General features: G+C 64.8%; 16 protein-coding genes and 1 other RNA gene. 5 read left to right on the forward strand and 12 right to left on the reverse strand.

Translation table 11 applies throughout. From position 1 onward, the window contains the following. Nucleotides 1-64 precede the first annotated feature (64 nt). The 3 genes from J2X53_RS18680 (at nucleotide 65) to J2X53_RS18690 (ending at nucleotide 2,345) form a co-directional block, all read left to right on the forward strand. The gene (locus tag J2X53_RS18680; RefSeq protein ID WP_349039014.1) at nucleotides 65-1,117 is read left to right on the forward strand and encodes an extracellular solute-binding protein; all 1,053 of its coding nucleotides are present in this window, start codon (nucleotides 65-67) and stop codon (nucleotides 1,115-1,117) included. Between the two features lie 151 nt (nucleotides 1,118-1,268). Then, nucleotides 1,269-1,623: a transfer-messenger RNA gene (gene ssrA, locus J2X53_RS18685) on the forward strand. A gap of 71 nt (nucleotides 1,624-1,694) precedes the next feature. After that, nucleotides 1,695-2,345: a DUF1194 domain-containing protein gene (locus J2X53_RS18690; protein WP_349039015.1), complete on the forward strand. Its 651-nt coding sequence runs from the start codon at nucleotides 1,695-1,697 to the stop codon at nucleotides 2,343-2,345. Nucleotides 2,346-2,412: 67 nt separating this feature from the next. Here J2X53_RS18690 and J2X53_RS18695 read toward each other — a convergent pair whose 3' ends face one another. The 11 genes from J2X53_RS18695 to coxB form a co-directional block, all read right to left on the reverse strand. Further along, the gene (locus tag J2X53_RS18695) at nucleotides 2,413-3,822 is read right to left on the reverse strand and encodes an FAD-binding oxidoreductase (protein WP_349039016.1); all 1,410 of its coding nucleotides are present in this window, start codon (nucleotides 3,820-3,822) and stop codon (nucleotides 2,413-2,415) included. Nucleotides 3,823-3,933: 111 nt separating this feature from the next. Continuing rightward, nucleotides 3,934-4,764 (reverse strand): MBL fold metallo-hydrolase, encoded by an 831-nt coding sequence (locus tag J2X53_RS18700; protein WP_349039017.1) that lies wholly within the window; start codon nucleotides 4,762-4,764, stop codon nucleotides 3,934-3,936. An 83-nt stretch (nucleotides 4,765-4,847) separates the two neighbouring features. After that, nucleotides 4,848-5,432, reverse strand: coding sequence for a GNAT family protein (locus tag J2X53_RS18705; protein WP_349039018.1), 585 nt, complete (start codon nucleotides 5,430-5,432; stop codon nucleotides 4,848-4,850). Next, nucleotides 5,432-6,691 (reverse strand): pitrilysin family protein, encoded by a 1,260-nt coding sequence (locus J2X53_RS18710; RefSeq protein WP_349039019.1) that lies wholly within the window; start codon nucleotides 6,689-6,691, stop codon nucleotides 5,432-5,434. The genes J2X53_RS18705 and J2X53_RS18710 overlap by 1 nt, the downstream gene beginning before the upstream one ends. Continuing rightward, complete coding sequence (gene thrC, locus J2X53_RS18715) at nucleotides 6,688-8,073, reverse strand: threonine synthase (RefSeq protein WP_349039020.1); 1,386 nt, start codon at nucleotides 8,071-8,073, stop codon at nucleotides 6,688-6,690. Before thrC ends, J2X53_RS18710 begins: the two co-directional genes overlap by 4 nt. Before the next feature lie 13 nt (nucleotides 8,074-8,086). Further along, entirely contained in the window at nucleotides 8,087-8,764 is a 678-nt protein-coding gene (locus J2X53_RS18720) for an SURF1 family protein (RefSeq protein WP_349039021.1), read from the reverse strand. An 86-nt stretch (nucleotides 8,765-8,850) separates the two neighbouring features. Beyond that, nucleotides 8,851-9,651, reverse strand: coding sequence for a cytochrome c oxidase subunit 3 (locus tag J2X53_RS18725; RefSeq protein WP_349039022.1), 801 nt, complete (start codon nucleotides 9,649-9,651; stop codon nucleotides 8,851-8,853). 25 nt (nucleotides 9,652-9,676) lie between these two features. Continuing rightward, nucleotides 9,677-10,246 (reverse strand): cytochrome c oxidase assembly protein, encoded by a 570-nt coding sequence (locus tag J2X53_RS18730; protein ID WP_349039023.1) that lies wholly within the window; start codon nucleotides 10,244-10,246, stop codon nucleotides 9,677-9,679. Next, nucleotides 10,243-10,455: a hypothetical protein gene (locus J2X53_RS18735; RefSeq protein WP_349039024.1), complete on the reverse strand. Its 213-nt coding sequence runs from the start codon at nucleotides 10,453-10,455 to the stop codon at nucleotides 10,243-10,245. Before J2X53_RS18735 ends, J2X53_RS18730 begins: the two co-directional genes overlap by 4 nt. Then, a complete protein-coding gene (cyoE, locus tag J2X53_RS18740) occupies nucleotides 10,452-11,387 on the reverse strand; it encodes a heme o synthase (protein WP_349039025.1) in 936 nt (311 codons plus the stop codon). The genes J2X53_RS18735 and cyoE overlap by 4 nt, the downstream gene beginning before the upstream one ends. 86 nt (nucleotides 11,388-11,473) lie before the next feature. Continuing rightward, nucleotides 11,474-12,421, reverse strand: a complete 948-nt coding sequence (gene coxB, locus J2X53_RS18745) for a cytochrome c oxidase subunit II (protein ID WP_349039026.1) — start codon at nucleotides 12,419-12,421, stop codon at nucleotides 11,474-11,476. A gap of 184 nt (nucleotides 12,422-12,605) precedes the next feature. Here coxB and tldD point away from each other — a divergent pair, with 184 nt between their 5' ends. Then, nucleotides 12,606-14,027, forward strand: coding sequence for a metalloprotease TldD (tldD, locus tag J2X53_RS18750; protein ID WP_349039027.1), 1,422 nt, complete (start codon nucleotides 12,606-12,608; stop codon nucleotides 14,025-14,027). Then, entirely contained in the window at nucleotides 14,024-14,449 is a 426-nt protein-coding gene (locus J2X53_RS18755) for a hypothetical protein (RefSeq protein WP_349039028.1), read from the forward strand. Before tldD ends, J2X53_RS18755 begins: the two co-directional genes overlap by 4 nt. A gap of 9 nt (nucleotides 14,450-14,458) precedes the next feature. On the opposite strand, the gene J2X53_RS18760 is transcribed toward J2X53_RS18755, so the two are convergent. Continuing rightward, entirely contained in the window at nucleotides 14,459-16,153 is a 1,695-nt protein-coding gene (locus J2X53_RS18760; protein ID WP_349039029.1) for a divergent polysaccharide deacetylase family protein, read from the reverse strand. Nucleotides 16,154-16,230: the final 77 nt, after the last annotated feature.

Consider the following 16,230-nt stretch of genomic DNA (forward strand, 5'->3'; position numbering starts at 1 on the left):
ACGCTTTCACCAAGGCCTGCGACCCGGGGAAAGGTCCGGCCATGTCCAACACAGAGGAACCATAATGAACCAGACCAGACTTCTGCTCGCCTGTGCCGCTTCCGTGATCGCCCTGTCTTCCGCCGCCCGCGCCGCCGATGCCGAACTTCTGGTGTTCGACTGGGCCGGTTGGGAAATTGATGGGGTTCTGACCGATTACGTTGCCAAACATGGGGAAAAGCCGACCTACAGCTTTTTTGGCGACGATGACGAGGCGTTTCAGAAAGTATCCTCCGGCTTTCGCGCCGATGTGGCTCACCCCTGCGTCGCCTCGCTGCCGCGCTACCGCGACGCCGGTCTGATCGAGCCGTGGGATGTGTCCAGGATCCCGGAATTTGCCAATATTTCGCCACGCCTGCTCGATTCCGAGCTGATCCGGGATGATCAGGGCCTCTGGTTCATTCCGACCGATTACGCCTATACCGCCATCGCCTACAACACAGACAGCGTTCCGGCCGAAGATGTGGCCTCGCTTTCGGTGTTCACCGATCCGAAATATGCCGGGCGCATCTCGCTGCCCGACAGTTCCGATGATGTCTGGTCCCTGGCCTTTCTCGCGACCGGCACCACCGACTGGGACAATGTAAGCGACGAAAAATTCACCGAGGCCGCCAACTGGCTGCGTGAGGCCCACAAGAATGTGCGCGCCTACTGGTCCGACCCGTCGGAAATGTCGCAACTGATGGCCACCGGAGAGGTGCAGGTCGCCTGGTCGTGGAATGATGGCGTGGCGCTGCTGGCAGCCGAAGGCTTTCCGATCGGCTTTCAGCGCAGCCCGGCCGAAGGCGTCGCCACCTGGTTCTGCGGCTATGTGAACCTCAAGGACCAGCCGGGGTCAGAAGACAAGGCCTATGATTTCATCAATTCGCTGCTGGCACCGACCTCTGCAGCGCCGCTGCTGGCCGAGCTGGGCTATGCCCATTCAAGTGACGCCGCCATGGCCACCATTTCGGCAGACGATCTGAAAGCCGCTTTTGTCGATCCGGTCACAACCACTTTGCTGGCGCAGACCCCGACCACTGCCGAGTTTCGTGAGCGGATGATCAACGAATTCGAACTGATCAAATCGGGCTTCTGATCCGGCCCATCTGACCCGCGCCCGGCCGGACCCTCCGGCCGGGCGCATCTTTGCGCGTGGGCCCCGGACCGTCGGACAAGCTGCGCACAAGCGGCCCTACGCTTGCCATACCTAAGCCATACGCAGGTCATACCCAAAACGCTGCCGATACCGTCTTGTGAGCCGCGATCCGCCCCCCTATATTGGATGTGTTCGGGGCAACCCGGACTATGGTGATAAACGCACCTGTAATAGACGGCTCGGACCCGGGGGCGGTACCCGGCGACTCCACCATTACACCCGTTCGTTTCGGGGGTTCGGGGTCGAAATAGGATCGACGAACGTTCAAAGAGGCCAGCTTTTACTCGGTGAGGTACCACCGTTATCGGTCCAAAAGTACAGTTGCAAACGACAACCGTGCTCCGATGGCTCTGGCTGCGTAAGCAGTTCGAACATCGAAACTTAAGTCCTTGCGCTTAGCCGCGTAAGGCGGGGTTCGCAGGTACCTGGCAACAGAAACCTGCACCTTTTCATCCCCTTGGGCCCCGTCGCCGCTTCGTGACTTGCGCAAAAGTGCCGCCCGCGCCACGCTTTGCCGATGCGCACATTGGCCCTCTGCCTGTCCCTGCTGCCCGGCCCCGCCCCCGCCTGCGAGGTGGCGCTGGTGCTGGCGATTGATGTCTCCGGCTCCATCGACGCCGGCGAATACCGCATCCAGTCCACCGGCACCGCCAACGCGCTGCAAGACCCCGCCGTCACCGAGGCGCTGATTGCAGGTCAGGTCGCCCTGACCGTGCTGCACTGGTCCGGCTCCGGCCAGCAGGCCGTGGTCCTGCCCTGGACCCAAATGGACAACACCGCCGCAATTACCCGCGCCGCCCAGCATATCCGCACAGTCCCCCGCGCCTTTTCCGGCTCCGACACCGCAGTCGGTCAGGCCATCGACGCCAGCCTCACCCTCTTCGCCACCGCCCCCGCCTGCACCCGGAACATCATCGACATCTCCGGCGACGGCCCGGAAAACAGCGGCAACACCGCCCGCGCCGCCCGCAGCCGCGCCACAGCTGCGGGTGTGGCCATCAACGCCATCGCCATCGAAGATGTCGGCCAGTCCACCGCAATCACACGCTTTTACCAGACCTGGGTCATCACCCCCGGCGGCTTCGTGATCCCCTCGCGCGGCCTCGCCGCCTATCCGCAAGCCATCCGCGCAAAACTTCTGCGCGAGCTGGAAAAACCCGCCTCCTGAGGCCATTCATCTTGGCAAAAATACTCCGGGGGGCGCGAAGCGCGGGGGGCAGCGCCCCCCTCCGCCCTCAGCCGCGCAGCACAGCACCGGGGTTCATGATCCCCTTCGGGTCCAGCGCCGCCTTGATCGCCCGCATCGCTGCCAGCTTGGCCGGATCGCCATAGCGTTCCAGATCCCCGACCTTCAGCCGCCCGATGCCATGTTCGGCACTGACCGATCCGCCCAATTCATGAACAATATCATGCACGCAGGCCTTGACCGCGTCACGCTGATGGTCGTGATCCTTGCGGCTGCGGCCCCGCACCGGAAACACGTTGTAATGCAGGTTGCCATCGCCCAGATGGCCGAAACAGTTGATCCGCCAGTCGCCCAGACGCGCCAAAGCAGCGCCCGCCCGCGGGATGAAGCCGGGGATCTCCGACAGCGGCAGGCTGATGTCATGGCTCGACACAGCGCCAATGCGGCGGTTGCCTTCGGGAATGCTTTCGCGGATGCGCCACAGGCTGGCGGCCTGCGCCTCTGACGTGGCAATCACCCCGTCCAGCACCAGCCCGGCCTCATCGGCCTGCGCATACAGTCCCGCCATCGCCTCTTCGGGGGCCACGCCCTGCGGCAGGCCCAGCTCGATCAGCACCGACCAGTCGGGAATGGGCGACAGCGGCACCGTCACCTCGGGCATGGTTTCGGCCAGAAAGTCATAGCCCATCCGGTGGATCAGCTCGAAGGCCGAGATCAGCCCGGCCAACTGCCCCTCTGCCAGGGCCAGCAGCTCCAGCGCGGCCAGCGGTGAGGGCACCGCCAGCAGCGCCACCACCGTGGCGGCGGGTTTGGGAAACAGCCGCAGGCTGGCGGCGGTGATGATGCCCAGGCTGCCCTCGGCCCCGATCAGCAGATGACGCAGGTCATAGCCGGTGTTGTCCTTGCGCAGCCGCTTCAAGCCGTTGAAAATGCTGCCATCGGGCAGCACCGCCTCCAGCCCCAGACACAGATCGCGGGTGTTGCCGTAGCGCAGCACATTCACCCCGCCGGCATTGGTCGCCAGCGTGCCACCGATCCGGGCCGAGCCTTGCGAGGCCAGCGACAGCGGGAACAGCCGGTCCAGCCGGTCGGCCTCGGCCTGCACATCGGCCAGCACCATCCCGGCCTCGACCACCAGCACATTTTCCGATGGATAGCCACCGCGCAAGGCGGTCATCCGCTCCAGCGACAGCAAAAGCGGCACCGGCCCCTCGGGCATCACCTGCCCACCCACCAGCCCGGTGCCCCCGCCCAGCGGCACGATCCCGACGCCCGCCTGCGCACAGGCCGCCACCAGGGCCGCCACATCGGCGGTCGCGCGGGGGCAGGCCACCGCCGCCGCCTGCCCGTGCCAGCGCCCGCGCGGCTCTTCGACATCCGCTGGTGCCACCGCGCGCAGCAGGCCGGGATGGGCGGCCTCCAGCGTAGACAGAAAATCGGGGGTGCAGGCATTCAGCATGGGCGGCTCCTTTGCCCCCGCTTTACGCCAAGGCACGGCCCAAGAAAACCGCTGTTGCGGCGTTTCCGCCGTCATCAGCGATGAGGCCCGTCAGGGCCGACGAGCGCCCCGTCAGTTGATCCCCTCCGGCATCAGCACCATGATCGTCGGTCGCCCCGGCAGATTGCGCAGCGACACGTCGAGCGAGGGCATGCCGGTTCCCACCACCTCGAACTCGGCGCTCATGGTGTCCAGAAACACCCGCAGCGATGACCCCGAAAACCAGTGCATCGGAATCACGATCGACGACCGGAATCGCCTGACCACTTCGGACATTTCTGAAACCGCCATGGTATAGCCGCCGTCCACCGGCACCATCACCACATCCAGCCGCCCGATGCTGGCATATTGCGCCTCATCCGGGGCGTGGTGCAGATGGCCCAGATGGCCGATGCAGAGGCCTCCCGCCTCGAACACAAAGATCGAATTGCCATTTTCGCGCGCCCCATCGCCCCAACGTGAGCGCACATCGGTGGGCACATTGCGCACCAGCATCGCACCCAGATCCAGCTCATGCTGCGCGGGGCCTGCCTCGGTTGCCCAGCCCTGCAACACATTGGGGATGCGCGGGTCGGGGTTGGCGGTCCAATGCGTGGAATGGGCGTTGTTCATGGTCACCACATCGGGCACCCAGTCTGCCATCCCGGTATAGCCGGTGAAATCGGTCACCGCCGTCTTGCCGCCGGTGGCGATGGCAAAGCTGGCATGGTCGATGTAGTGGATGCGGACCTGATCCTGCGCCACATCGGTGCCGAAACTGGCGGGCATCACCCGCGCGATGCCTTGTGCTACCGCAAAGCAATGCGAAGGAATGCGCTCTTGCGCATTCGGAATGCGCTCTTGCGCCAGTACAGGCGCGGCGAGCAGGGACAGCAACAGGGCGGGCAGGATCGTGAAACGCATCGGGCACCTCCGGGTTGAACCCGAAAGGTAGCACGGCTTGCCCCCGCGTCAGCCGTCCCGGATGATCACGCTTGCGTCAGCCCTTAGCCCACATCGGTGCGGCCGCGCCGGTCGGCGCGCAAAGAGGCATACAGCACATGATTGCGCCAGCGCCCGTTGATCTGCAGATAGCTTTGCGCGACGCCTTCGTATTTGAAGCCGGTCTTTTCCAGCACCCCGCGACTCGCGGCGTTTTCCGGCAGACAGGCTGCTTCCACCCGGCTCAGGTCCAGTGTGTTAAAGGCGTGATGCACCACCGACAGGATCGCCTCGCGCATATAGCCCCGGCGGCTGAACTGTTCGCCCACCCAATAGCCGATGGTGCCGCATTGCGCCGGGCCGCGCCGGATGTTGTCCAGCGTGATCGCGCCCAACAGCTGCTGATCCTGCCGCCGGATCAGCAGGAACGGCACCGCCGTGCCCTGCGCCTCGGCGCGCTGCGCCCAGTACACACGGTTGGTGAACGACCGGCGCGACAGATGGTCGGCGGACCAGACCGGCTCCCATGGAGTCAAAAACCCGGCGCTGCCCTCACGCAGCTCGGCCCAGGCCCGCCAGTCGCCATGCACCGGCAGGCGCAGGGTCATGCGCTCTGTCTCCAGCTTGGGGCGGCGGCGAAAGGGCAGCATCAGGCGGCGAGCCTGTCACGGATCGCCCCCAGACCGGGGGCTTTTGCCACCGGGCCATACATTGCCAGTGCGGTCTTGGCCCCCGCCAGATCCCCGGCAAAGCGGCGCACATCCTGCATGGACACGCCGTCAATCTTGGCCACCGCTTCCTCGGGCGTTGGCACCCGGCCCCAGACCGCCAGCAGCCGCGCGTTGCGCTCGGCCCGGTTCGACGGGCTTTCCAGCCCCATCAGCAGGCCGGCCTTCAGCTGCGCGCGGGCGCGGGCAACCTCGGCTTCGGTCATGTCCTCGGCGGCGCGTTTCATCTCATCCACGGTCAGCTGGGTCAGCGCGGCGATTTCCTCTTTCGAGGTGCCGGCATAGATCGTGATCGAGCCGGTATCTTCATAGGCCCCGGATTGGGCAAAGATCGAATAGCACAGGCCCCGTTCCTCACGGATTTTCTGGAACAGGCGCGAGGACATGCCGCCGCCCATCGTCATCGCATAGACCTGCGCGATGTAGACATCGGGGTGGCGATAGCCGGGGGCTTCCAGCGACAGGGCGAAATGCACCTGTTCGAGCTTTTTCACCTCGCGCCGCTCGCCGCCGATAAACGAAGCGGGCTCCACCACCGACAGGCCCCGCGCGGGCAGATCGCCGAAGATCTCGCGCGCCTGACGCACGATGGATTCGTGATCCACCCCGCCCGAGGCCGACAGGATCATCTGATCGGGCGCATAATGCTGGCCGACAAAGCCGCGCAGGTCATCGGCGGAAAAGCTGCTGACGCGTTCAGTCGGGCCCAGAATCGTGCGGCCAAACGGCTGATCGGGGTAGCTCACCTCCTGCAACCAGTCGAAGATGATGTCATCGGGCGTGTCCAGCGCCTGCCCGATTTCCTGCAGGATCACATGACGTTCGGTCTCGATCTCTTTCGGATCGAACACCGGGTTCAGCACGATGTCGGAAATCACATCGAGCGCCAGCGGCACATCGGCCACGAGGCAGCGGGCGTAGTAGGCCGTCATTTCCTTCGACGTATAGGCGTTGATATAGCCGCCGACATCTTCGATCTCTTCGGCGATCTGCAGGGACGTACGCTTGGCCGTGCCCTTGAACGCCATATGCTCCAGAAAATGCGCGATGCCGTTCTGGGCGGCAGCCTCATGCCGCCCCCCCGCCATGACCCAGACCCCGACCGAGGCCGATTGCAGCCCCGGCATATGTTCGGTGACGATCCGCAGACCGTTGGGCAAGGTCGAGATTTGCAGGCTCAAGATGCGATCCTTTCGCGGATCAGGGATTGAAGGCGGCCAAGATCATTGGGCACACGGGTCAGCCGTTCACGCCGGTCGAACAGATCGGCCATGCGGGCGGGCAGTTCGGGACGCTGGCCGATGGCATCGAGCACGGCGTCGGGGAACTTTGCCGGATGCGCGGTGGCCAATGTGATCATGGGCGTGCTGCCCAGATAGTCATTCGCAACCTTTACGCCAACGGCAGAATGCGGGCAAAGCACTTCGCCGGTGCGCACATATTCGCGGTTGATGGTGGCGGTGGTCTCTTCCTCGGAACAGCGGCCCGAGGCAAAGGTCGCGCGCAGGCTTTCCAGCGCGCCTTGGGAAATGTGGAACCCGCCAGCCTTCAGCTCGTCCATCAGCTGCGCCACGGCCCTGCCATCACGGCCATAGGCATCAAACAGGGCGCGTTCAAAGTTTGAACTGACCTGAATATCCATCGACGGGCTCATCGACGGTTTCACCCCATCCTTGGTGTAATCGCCCGAGGTCAGCGCGCGGTGCAGAATGTCGTTGTGGTTGGTGGCGATCACCAGTTGCTCGATCGGCAGCCCCATCTTGCGCGCGATGTAGCCCGCGAAAATGTCGCCAAAATTGCCGGTGGGCACGGTAAAGCTGACCGCGCGGTGCGGCGCGCCCAAGGACACGGCGGAGGAGAAGTAATACACCACCTGCGCCAGAACCCGCGCCCAGTTGATGCTGTTCACGCCCGCCAGCCGCACGCCATCGCGGAAGGCGAAATCGTTGAACATATCCTTGACGCGCGCCTGACAGTCATCAAAATCGCCGTCCATGGCGAGGGCATGCACATTGGCTTCGGTCGCCGTGGTCATCTGGCGGCGCTGCACATCGGACACCCGGCCATGCGGGTACAGGATGAACAGGTCCACATTGGCCAGCCCCCGGAACGCCTCCATCGCCGCCGATCCGGTATCGCCACTGGTCGCGCCGACAATGGTGATCCGCTCACCGGTCTTGGCCAGCGCCGCCTGCATCATCTGACCGATGAGCTGCATGGCGAAATCCTTGAACGCAAGCGTCGGGCCGTGGAACAGCTCCAGCAGGAAATGGTTGGGGGCAAGCTGCACCAAGGGCGCGCGGGCGAGGTGGCCAAAGGGTTTGTAGGCCGCCGTCAGCAAGCCACGGAACTCATCGTCACCAAAGGTATCGCCCAGATAGGGCCGCATCACCCGATAGGCGATCTCTTCATAGCTCAGCCCCGCAAGGGCCGCGATCTCTTCATGCGTCATCGTGGGGATGGTTTCGGGCACATAGAGCCCGCCGTCGCGGGCAAGGCCGGTCATCATCGCCTCGCCAAAGCTCAGGATCGGGGCGGCACCACGGGTAGATATGTATTTCATCGGAGTCTCGCTTTCAGACCGTTCTGCGCCTGATACGCCACAGAAGATACGCTGTCATCCCCAACCACACCGCCGCGAGGCCAAACCATTGCACCGCATAGCCCAGATGGTTGTTCGGAATGCCGGCGGTGTCGACCGGCATCGGCTCGATTCTCGCGTCAGTCGGGCTGCGGGCGACGATCAGCAGCGGCTCGGCGTTCAACTGCTCGGCCATCGCTGGCACGTCGCGGGCAAACCACAGCCCGGTTTTCGGATCGGGTGGCGGGGTGAAGCTGTCCACCTCATCCGGCCAGTGCAGGTTGCCGATCACTGTGGTCGCATCCGCGCCGCGCAGCAGGGCGCGATCTGCTTCGGCGACAAAGCCCCGATCCACCAGAACCCGCCGCCCCTCGGTTTCAAACACCTCGATCACCCGCACGCCCGCCCCGATCTCGCGGCGGCTGACCAGCACATCCAGCCAGTCGCCGGTAAAGCGGCCGTCGACAGTCACCGGCAGATAGCGGTCCGCCACCGGATCGGGCGACACCGGCAGCGCCACCGGATCGGCCACGATCCGCGCCGCGATATCGGCCAGCGCCGCCTCTTTCCACGCCAGCCGGTCCAGCTGCCACAGGCCAAGACCCGCCAACACCGCCGCCCCGATCAGGCCGAACAGCAGGGGAATGATCATGCGGCGGGTGGTGGCGTTCATCGGGGGCAGTCTCCAAACGAAAGGCGCGGACCCTTTGGCCCGCGCCTGATGGTGCCGTCAAGGGGGCGGATGGCCCCAAAAGGCGGTTACTGACCCCAGACGTAGATCGCGGCGAACAGGAACAGCCAGACCACATCAACAAAGTGCCAGTACCAGGCAGCCGCTTCAAACCCGACATGCTTTTCGGGGGTGAAATGGCCCTTCAGCGCGCGGATCAGGCAGACGGTCAGAAAGATCGTGCCGATCACCACGTGAAAGCCGTGGAACCCGGTCGCCATGAAGAAGTTGGCGCCATAGATGTTGCCGGCAAAGCCGAATGCGGCGTGGGTGTATTCATAGACCTGCAGGATGGTGAAGAACACGCCCAGCACGATCGACAGGATCAGCCCGTTCACCAGATCCTTGCGGTTGTTTTCATGCACCAACGCATGGTGGGCCCAGGTGGCGGCAGCGCCCGAACACAGCAGGATCAGCGTGTTGATCAGCGGCAGGTGCCACGGGTCAAAGGTTTCGATCCCCGCAGGCGGCCATTGGCCATCCTGGATCGGCGACAGCGGCCCCATCGGATACATGGCGTGCTTGAAGAACGACCAGAACCATGCGGCAAAGAACATCACTTCGGACATGATGAACATGATGAAGCCGTAGCGCAGGCCAATCGTCACCACCGGGGTGTGATCACCTTCCTGGCTTTCCTTGATCACGTCAGCCCACCAGGCAAACATCACATACAGAACGCCGACAAAGCCGATCAGGCCCAGCCATGGCCCCGACCCGTGCATCCACAGCACAGAGCCAAACAGCATGACAAAAGCCGAAAGCGCAGCCAGAAACGGCCAGATCGACGGCGGCAGAATATGGTAGTCGTGGTTCTTGGCGTGGGCCATGGTCGGTTCCCTCGGTTCTTTTTTATCAGTTTACAATGCCCGCAGGCGGGGCGGCAAGGGCCGCCTGCTCTTCGGACAAGGATGTTTCGTAAAAGGTATAGGACAGCGTGATCTCTTTCACGAACTTGCCTTCGCGATCCTTGACGATCTCGGGGTCGACGAAAAAGCTGACCGGCATCTGCACGGTTTCACCCGGTTGCAGCACCTGTTCGGTAAAGCAGAAGCAGGCGATCTTGGCAAAGTAGCCGCCCGCCGCATCCGGTGTCACGTTATAGCTGGCGGTGCCGGCGATCACCCGGTCGGTCGGGTTGTGCGCCTCGTAGAAGGCCAGCGCGTTTTCCCCGATCCGCACGGTCATGGTGCGCTGCACCGGCTTGAAGCTCCACGCCATCCCGCCCGAGGTCGAGCCGTCAAAGCGGATCTGGATGGTCTGGTCCAGAATAGTGTCAGGGGCGGCTTCGGCCACGGCGGTGGTGCCGCCAAAGCCGGTCACCCGGCAGAACCAGTCGTAAAACGGCACGGCGGCAAAGGAGAGTGACGCCATCGTCGCCGCCACAGCCACCAGTTTGAGGCCGGTTTTTGCTGTCGGGTTCATGGTTGGGTTCCCCCTGTTCCGGTTGCGGGCACCGCGCGGTCCAGCTCTGGCCGCACGGTATGGTCAAACGCCTGCATCGGGTCGCCGCGCGTGACCTTGACCACGGTCAGCGCAAAGACCAGCACAACAAAGGCCACCAGCGTCAGCCCCAGCCCAAGGTTGCGTGAAAAGCGGCGCTGATGCAGTTCGTGATCGGGACGAAAGCTCATGCCCAGCCCCCCAGACCATAGGTTTTCAGCAGGGCCTCGACCAGAAAGGCCGCGAAATGCAGGAACAGATAGGCCAGCGAGAATTTGAAGAATTTCTTCTCGACCGCGTATTTGTCGCCCTCGGCCTGCGCCTCGGGGCGTTTCCAGATGTCATAGGCGCCCTTGAGGAAGATCGCGTTCAGCGCAATCGCCACCGCGAGCGTAAACGGCCCGCCGATCGTGGTCAGCGCCGCCCAGATCGACACCGGGGCCAGCAGCACCGTGTAGATCAGGATCTGCCGCCGGGTTTCCGCCCGGCCATGCGTCACCGTCAGCATCGGCACCCCGGCCTTGTGGTAATCTTCCTTCATGAACAGCGCCAGCGCCCAGAAATGCGGCGGGGTCCACATGAAGATCAGGCCGAACATCAGCGCCGATTCCACCGAGACGCCGCCCGTGGCCACAGCCCAGCCGATCATCGGCGGGAATGCCCCGGCCGCGCCACCGATCACGATGTTCTGCGGGGTCAGGCGCTTGAGCCACATGGAATAGACCACAGCGTAGAAAAAGATTGTAAAGGCCAGCAGCCCGGCAGCAAACAGGTTGGCCGACAGCGCCAGCATCACCACCGCAATGCCCGACAGCGCCATCCCCAGACCCAGCGCCTCACCGGCCTGAACCTTGCCTGCCGGCACCGGGCGGGTCTTGGTGCGGTTCATCACCGCATCAATATCGGCATCCCACCACATGTTCAGCGCGCCCGAGGCCCCTGCCCCAAGCGCGATGAACAGGATCGCGGCAAAGCCCACGACAGGGTGCACACCGACCGGGGCGACCAGCAGGCCGACCAGCGCGGTAAACACCACCAGCGACATCACGCGCGGTTTAAGCAGGGCGACATAGTCGCCAAACTGCGCCTCGCCTGATTGCTGATAGGCTTGTACGTCGCTCATTCAGGTTTCCTTGGCTTAGGGAAATGGCCCCGGTTCACGGGGCCATTCACATCGCTTCCCTCACATCGCGGCGCGAGGGACGGGGATCAGTTGTTGGCGGCCAGACGGGTTGCCGAATAAGCCTCGACATCAGCGGCCGACAGCACGACATCCCCAGCCTGCGCTGCGGCAAGCCATTGGGCGTAAACTTCTTCCGACACGACCTTGACCGTGATCGGCATATAAGCGTGGGCGATGCCGCAGAGTTCCGAGCACTGACCGAAATAGATGCCCTCACGCTCGGCGCTGAACCACAGCTGCGCCAGACGACCCGGCACCGCATCCTGCTTTACGCCAAAGGCCGGGATGGTCCAGGAATGGATCACATCGGCTGCGGTGATCTGCATCACCACCGTTTTACCAACCGGCACCACAACAGCGGTGTCGGTGGCCAGCAGGAATTCGCGGTCGGTGTAGCCCGCTGCCGCCAGCTGCGCCGAGACTTCCGGCGTCAGCCGGTTGTCGCCGCCGGTGGCCGGTGCGCCGATCATGAAGCTGTCAAACGCCACCGGGACAGCGCCTTCGGCGTTCGGCTCGTTGATGCCGTCATCGACATATTCATAACCCCAGTACCACTGGAACCCGGTCACCTTGATGGTGATGTCGCCCACCGGAATTTCCTGCTGCTTGAACAGCACCGGCAGCGAAAACGCCCCGATGAACACAAGGATCACGATCGGGATCACGGTCCAGCCCACTTCCAGCGGCGAGTTGTGGGTAAATGTCGCAGGATTGGGGTTCCGCTTGCGGTTGTAGCGGACAATCACCCAGAGCAGCAGGCCGGTCACAAAGATGGTGATCACGGTGATGATCACCAGAATCATCCAGTCCAGCCCCTGCAGATCGCGGGCAAGTTCGGTGGCAGCGGGCTGGAACCCGGTGCCCCTGTCAACAGGATGCCCCACGATTTCAAGACCTTGCGCAAGCACAGCACTGCCCGACATCAAGCCCGCAACACTGGCGGCAACCCCGCCGATTTGGTTCCAAAGACGCATGTTCTGTTCCCGTTATCTTTACGGCTTGGGTGCCGCTTGTCAGAATACCACCCGTATCGCATGTTACGGCACGCGGCAGAATCCCGTTGTTTCCGGCTGTCTTGAAACCATATTAGGGCCTCTGCCACAAGAGAAACCGTTGCGACAAAGCAGCGCCATTTGACTCAGATCAAGGACAGCTTTCATGACCGATCAGCCCTTCCGCCCGTTTGACACCCATCTGGATGAAGCGGCGGCCCTGGCGATCCTGCGCGCGGCCACCCAAGGCGCCGAAGACGGCGAGCTGTTTCTGGAGCGTCGCCGGTCCGAGGCCATCGTGCTGGATGATGGCCGCATCAAGACCGCGTCCTATGACGCCTCCGAAGGATTCGGCCTGCGCGCAGTCAAGGGCGAGGTGGCGGGCTACGCCCATGCGACCGAGATCAGCGAAAGTGCGTTGATGCGCGCGTCGGAAACCGCCCGGCTGGCGGTGGGCGATGGCGGCGGCATCATGGCTGCGCCGCCGCAGGGCACCAATGTGAAGCTTTACGGCGATGCCGACCCGATGGCCGATGCGACCTTTGCGGTCAAGATCGACCTGCTGCGCGAGATTGATGCCTTTGCCCGCGCACTGGACCCGCGCATCATTCAGGTTTCGGCCACGATTGCGGCGTCCTATCAGGAGGTGGAGATTTTGCGCCCCGAGGGGCTGCGGGTCCGCGACATCCGCCCGATGGCGCGCCTCAACATCTCGGTGATCGTCGAACAGAACGGGCGGCGCGAGCAGGGCGGCATGGGCGGCGGCGGGCGCTTTGGTCTGAAATCGCTGATGCAGACCGTCCACTGGCAACCCGTGGTGCGCGAGGCGCTGCGCATCGCGCTGGTCAATCTGGAGGCGGTGCCCGCCCCTGCCGGGGTGATGGATGTGGTCCTCGGCCCCGGCTGGCCCGGCATTTTGCTGCACGAGGCGATTGGCCACGGGCTGGAAGGCGACTTCAACCGCAAGCAAACCTCGGCCTTTGCCGGGCTGATGGGCCAGCAGATCGCCGCGCGCGGCGTGACGGTGCTGGATGACGGCACCATTCCCGACCGGCGCGGCAGCATCAGCATCGACGACGAAGGCACAGCCTCGGCGCGTAACGTGCTGATCGAGGACGGTATTCTGGTCGGCTACATGCAGGACCGCCAGAACGCCCGGCTGATGGGCGTCGCCCCCACCGGCAACGGGCGGCGCGAAAGCCATGCCCATATTCCGATGCCGCGCATGACCAACACCTATATGCTGGCCGGGCAGGATGACCCGCGCGACATTCTGGCCGGGCTGAAAGACGGCATCTATGCCGTCGGCTTTGGCGGCGGGCAGGTCGATATCACCAATGGCAAGTTCGTGTTCTCCTGCACCGAAGCCTACCGGGTGCAGAACGGCGTCGTCGGTGCCCCGGTCAAAGGCGCCACGCTGATCGGCGACGGGGCCACCGCGCTAAAACAGATCCGCGCCATCGGCAACGATCTGGCGCTTGACCCCGGCATCGGCAATTGCGGCAAGGCCGGGCAATGGGTGCCGGTCGGCGTCGGCCAGCCCACCTTGCTGATCGGCGGCCTGACCGTGGGTGGATCGGCGGCGTGAGCCTGATCCACTCGCCCGAGCAATTGCAGACGCCGTGGCGCGATCTGATCACGGCGGCCGCCGCCGCCGTGCTGCTGCCCTCGGCGTTTGGTATCCTGTGTCTGGGCGTGTTCAGCATGGTGCAGACCATCGTGCCGCCCGGCGTTGGCATCGTGCTGTGGACCGTCGGCACCGCGTTGATGCTGTCGCCGCTCCTCAGCCTGCCCGGCATGATCCTTGCCTTGCCGGTCGCGTCACTGCTGATCCGTCTGGGCTGGTTCGGCTGGCTGCCGGCTGCCGTCACCGGGCTGGTGATCGGCAGCACCATCGGCGCGATGATGGGCTTCCCGCCCGGAGGGTTGGCCGGGGCGGCAATCGTGCTGGTCCTGCGCGCAACGCTTGGCGTGCTGCGGCCGATGACGCCGCAGCCGCCGGAGGCCTGACCCGCGCGCTTAATTCGTCTGCAACATCGCCGACACTGGCGCCAGCGTCACGGTTGACGCGCGCCCCTCGACCGCCCATTCCATCACCGCGGCCACGGTTTCAGGCCGCAGCGCGCCGATCACGATCACCCGCCCCTCTTGCGCCGCCTTGAAGGCCGCGCGGTCGAGATAGCGACGGATCACCGGGCTGTCTTCGCCGTCACCGTCAATGCTGCGAAAGATCATCGCTGCCGCCAGCCCTTCGCGGCGCGCAACCTGATCAGCGGCGTTCAGCCCCTGATCAAAGGTCACCAGACCCCGGCCCTGCCCGGCCAGGATCGGCACCACCTGCGTGGCCAGCGGGCGGTTGTTCTGAAAGGCGTTGCCATCGGGGTCGATCACCGCCACCGCTTCGGGCAGGCGGTTGGCCAGCACCTGAAAGCTCTGCTCAAGATCGCCGGGGCCAGCACCTTCGGGAATGCCGGTGCCCGCCATCACCACCTCTTGCCCGCCCGCGCGCCAGATCGCCGCACGTTCGGCAGCGCCTTCGGACAAGGGATCAATCACGATCGACAGCGGCAGGTCCAGCGCGGCCAGCTCGGCGCGGTTCACACCGTCCTGCCCGTTATCCTGCAAAAGGATCGCAAACAGCGGCTTCTGCGTATTGGCGTCAAAGGGCCGTGCATAGCGCTGACGCGGCGGCAGGTCCTGCTCTGCCTCCGGTTCCGGCAGCACCTCAGCGGCGGGGGCAGGGTCAGACCCGATCCGGGGCAGACGCCCGGTCACCACGCCCGGGGCCTGATCGTCCAGTCCGGGGGCCGGAGGCAAAGCCCCCTCCCCCTCGGCCACGGCATCCGGCTCGGGCACAGCATCCGGCTCGGGCACAGCATCCGGCTCGGGCAGCGGCATCGGCTCGGGCGTGGGATCGACAGGTTCCGGCGCGGCCGGGGCGGCAGCGGCGGGCGCGTCAGGCAGGCGCCGCAACAGCGCCTCTTCCTCGGGCGTCAGCGGCGGGGGTGGAGGCAGATCGGTGGGCGCGGGCGCGCCCTCGGACCCGGGCAGGCCGGGCACATCGGGTTGGGCCGCAGTCATCGGCGCATCGCCGGTCGCGGGGGCCGCAGGCAGAGGGTTGACCTGCCCGGCAGAGGCCATCCGTTCAGCCGGCGCATCGCTGGGCGGCGCGGCAGGGGGTTCTGCCGGGGCCGGGGCCATTGCGGCGGCACTGTCCGCCTGTGGCGCGGCGGGTGCTTCGGCCAAGGGCTGCACCGGCGCGGCATCTGACGGCGCAGGCATCACCGGCAGTTCTTGTGACGCCCCGGCTGTTGCGGGCGCTTTGGGAGCTTCGGTGACGGCAATCGGCGCGGTTGCAGGCGCATCCGGCGCGGGCGTTTCCGGTGCTGTCGCCTCAGGCGCACCCTCAGCCTCCGGTTCCGGCACGTCATCTGCCTGTGCAATGGCCGCAGGGGCCTGTTCTGTCGCGGTCGGACCCTCGGCAATGGGGTCGGGAGCAACCGCTTCCGGCTCGGGCTCAACAGGTTCAGGCTCAACAGGTTCAGGCACAACGGCCTGCGCCGTCACGCTTTCCGGCGCCGCCCCCTCCATCGCCTGCCCGTCATTCTGCGCCAGACCCGTCCGCGACACCGGCCCCGCGATCTGCGACACCACGACCAAACCGCCAGCCGCAGCCAGAGTTCCCCACACCAATCCCCGAACAAACCCGCGCACTGTCTTGCCCCTTTTTTCGTTGCCGGACATTGTGCCCATCCTGAACAGGTGATCAAGCGGTCTTGACGCCCCTGCCC

Origin of the sequence: Pseudotabrizicola sp. 4114, assembly GCF_031457365.1 — a bacterium.
In the GTDB taxonomy this organism is placed as follows: Bacteria; Pseudomonadota; Alphaproteobacteria; order Rhodobacterales; family Rhodobacteraceae; genus Pseudotabrizicola.

Excerpts from the sequence above, each read along its gene's own strand:
- J2X53_RS18680 (WP_349039014.1), top strand. The coding sequence starts at position 65 with ATGAACCAGACCAGACTTCTGCTCGCCTGTGCCGCTTCCGTGATCGCC.
- J2X53_RS18690 (WP_349039015.1), top strand. The coding sequence starts at position 1,695 with ATGCGCACATTGGCCCTCTGCCTGTCCCTGCTGCCCGGCCCCGCCCCC.
- J2X53_RS18695 (WP_349039016.1), bottom strand. The coding sequence starts at position 3,822 with ATGCTGAATGCCTGCACCCCCGATTTTCTGTCTACGCTGGAGGCCGCC.
- J2X53_RS18700 (WP_349039017.1), bottom strand. The coding sequence starts at position 4,764 with ATGCGTTTCACGATCCTGCCCGCCCTGTTGCTGTCCCTGCTCGCCGCG.
- J2X53_RS18705 (WP_349039018.1), bottom strand. The coding sequence starts at position 5,432 with ATGCTGCCCTTTCGCCGCCGCCCCAAGCTGGAGACAGAGCGCATGACC.
- thrC (WP_349039020.1), bottom strand. The coding sequence starts at position 8,073 with ATGAAATACATATCTACCCGTGGTGCCGCCCCGATCCTGAGCTTTGGC.
- J2X53_RS18720 (WP_349039021.1), bottom strand. The coding sequence starts at position 8,764 with ATGAACGCCACCACCCGCCGCATGATCATTCCCCTGCTGTTCGGCCTG.
- J2X53_RS18725 (WP_349039022.1), bottom strand. The coding sequence starts at position 9,651 with ATGGCCCACGCCAAGAACCACGACTACCATATTCTGCCGCCGTCGATC.
- J2X53_RS18730 (WP_349039023.1), bottom strand. The coding sequence starts at position 10,246 with ATGAACCCGACAGCAAAAACCGGCCTCAAACTGGTGGCTGTGGCGGCG.
- J2X53_RS18735 (WP_349039024.1), bottom strand. The coding sequence starts at position 10,455 with ATGAGCTTTCGTCCCGATCACGAACTGCATCAGCGCCGCTTTTCACGC.
- cyoE (WP_349039025.1), bottom strand. The coding sequence starts at position 11,387 with ATGAGCGACGTACAAGCCTATCAGCAATCAGGCGAGGCGCAGTTTGGC.
- coxB (WP_349039026.1), bottom strand. The coding sequence starts at position 12,421 with ATGCGTCTTTGGAACCAAATCGGCGGGGTTGCCGCCAGTGTTGCGGGC.
- tldD (WP_349039027.1), top strand. The coding sequence starts at position 12,606 with ATGACCGATCAGCCCTTCCGCCCGTTTGACACCCATCTGGATGAAGCG.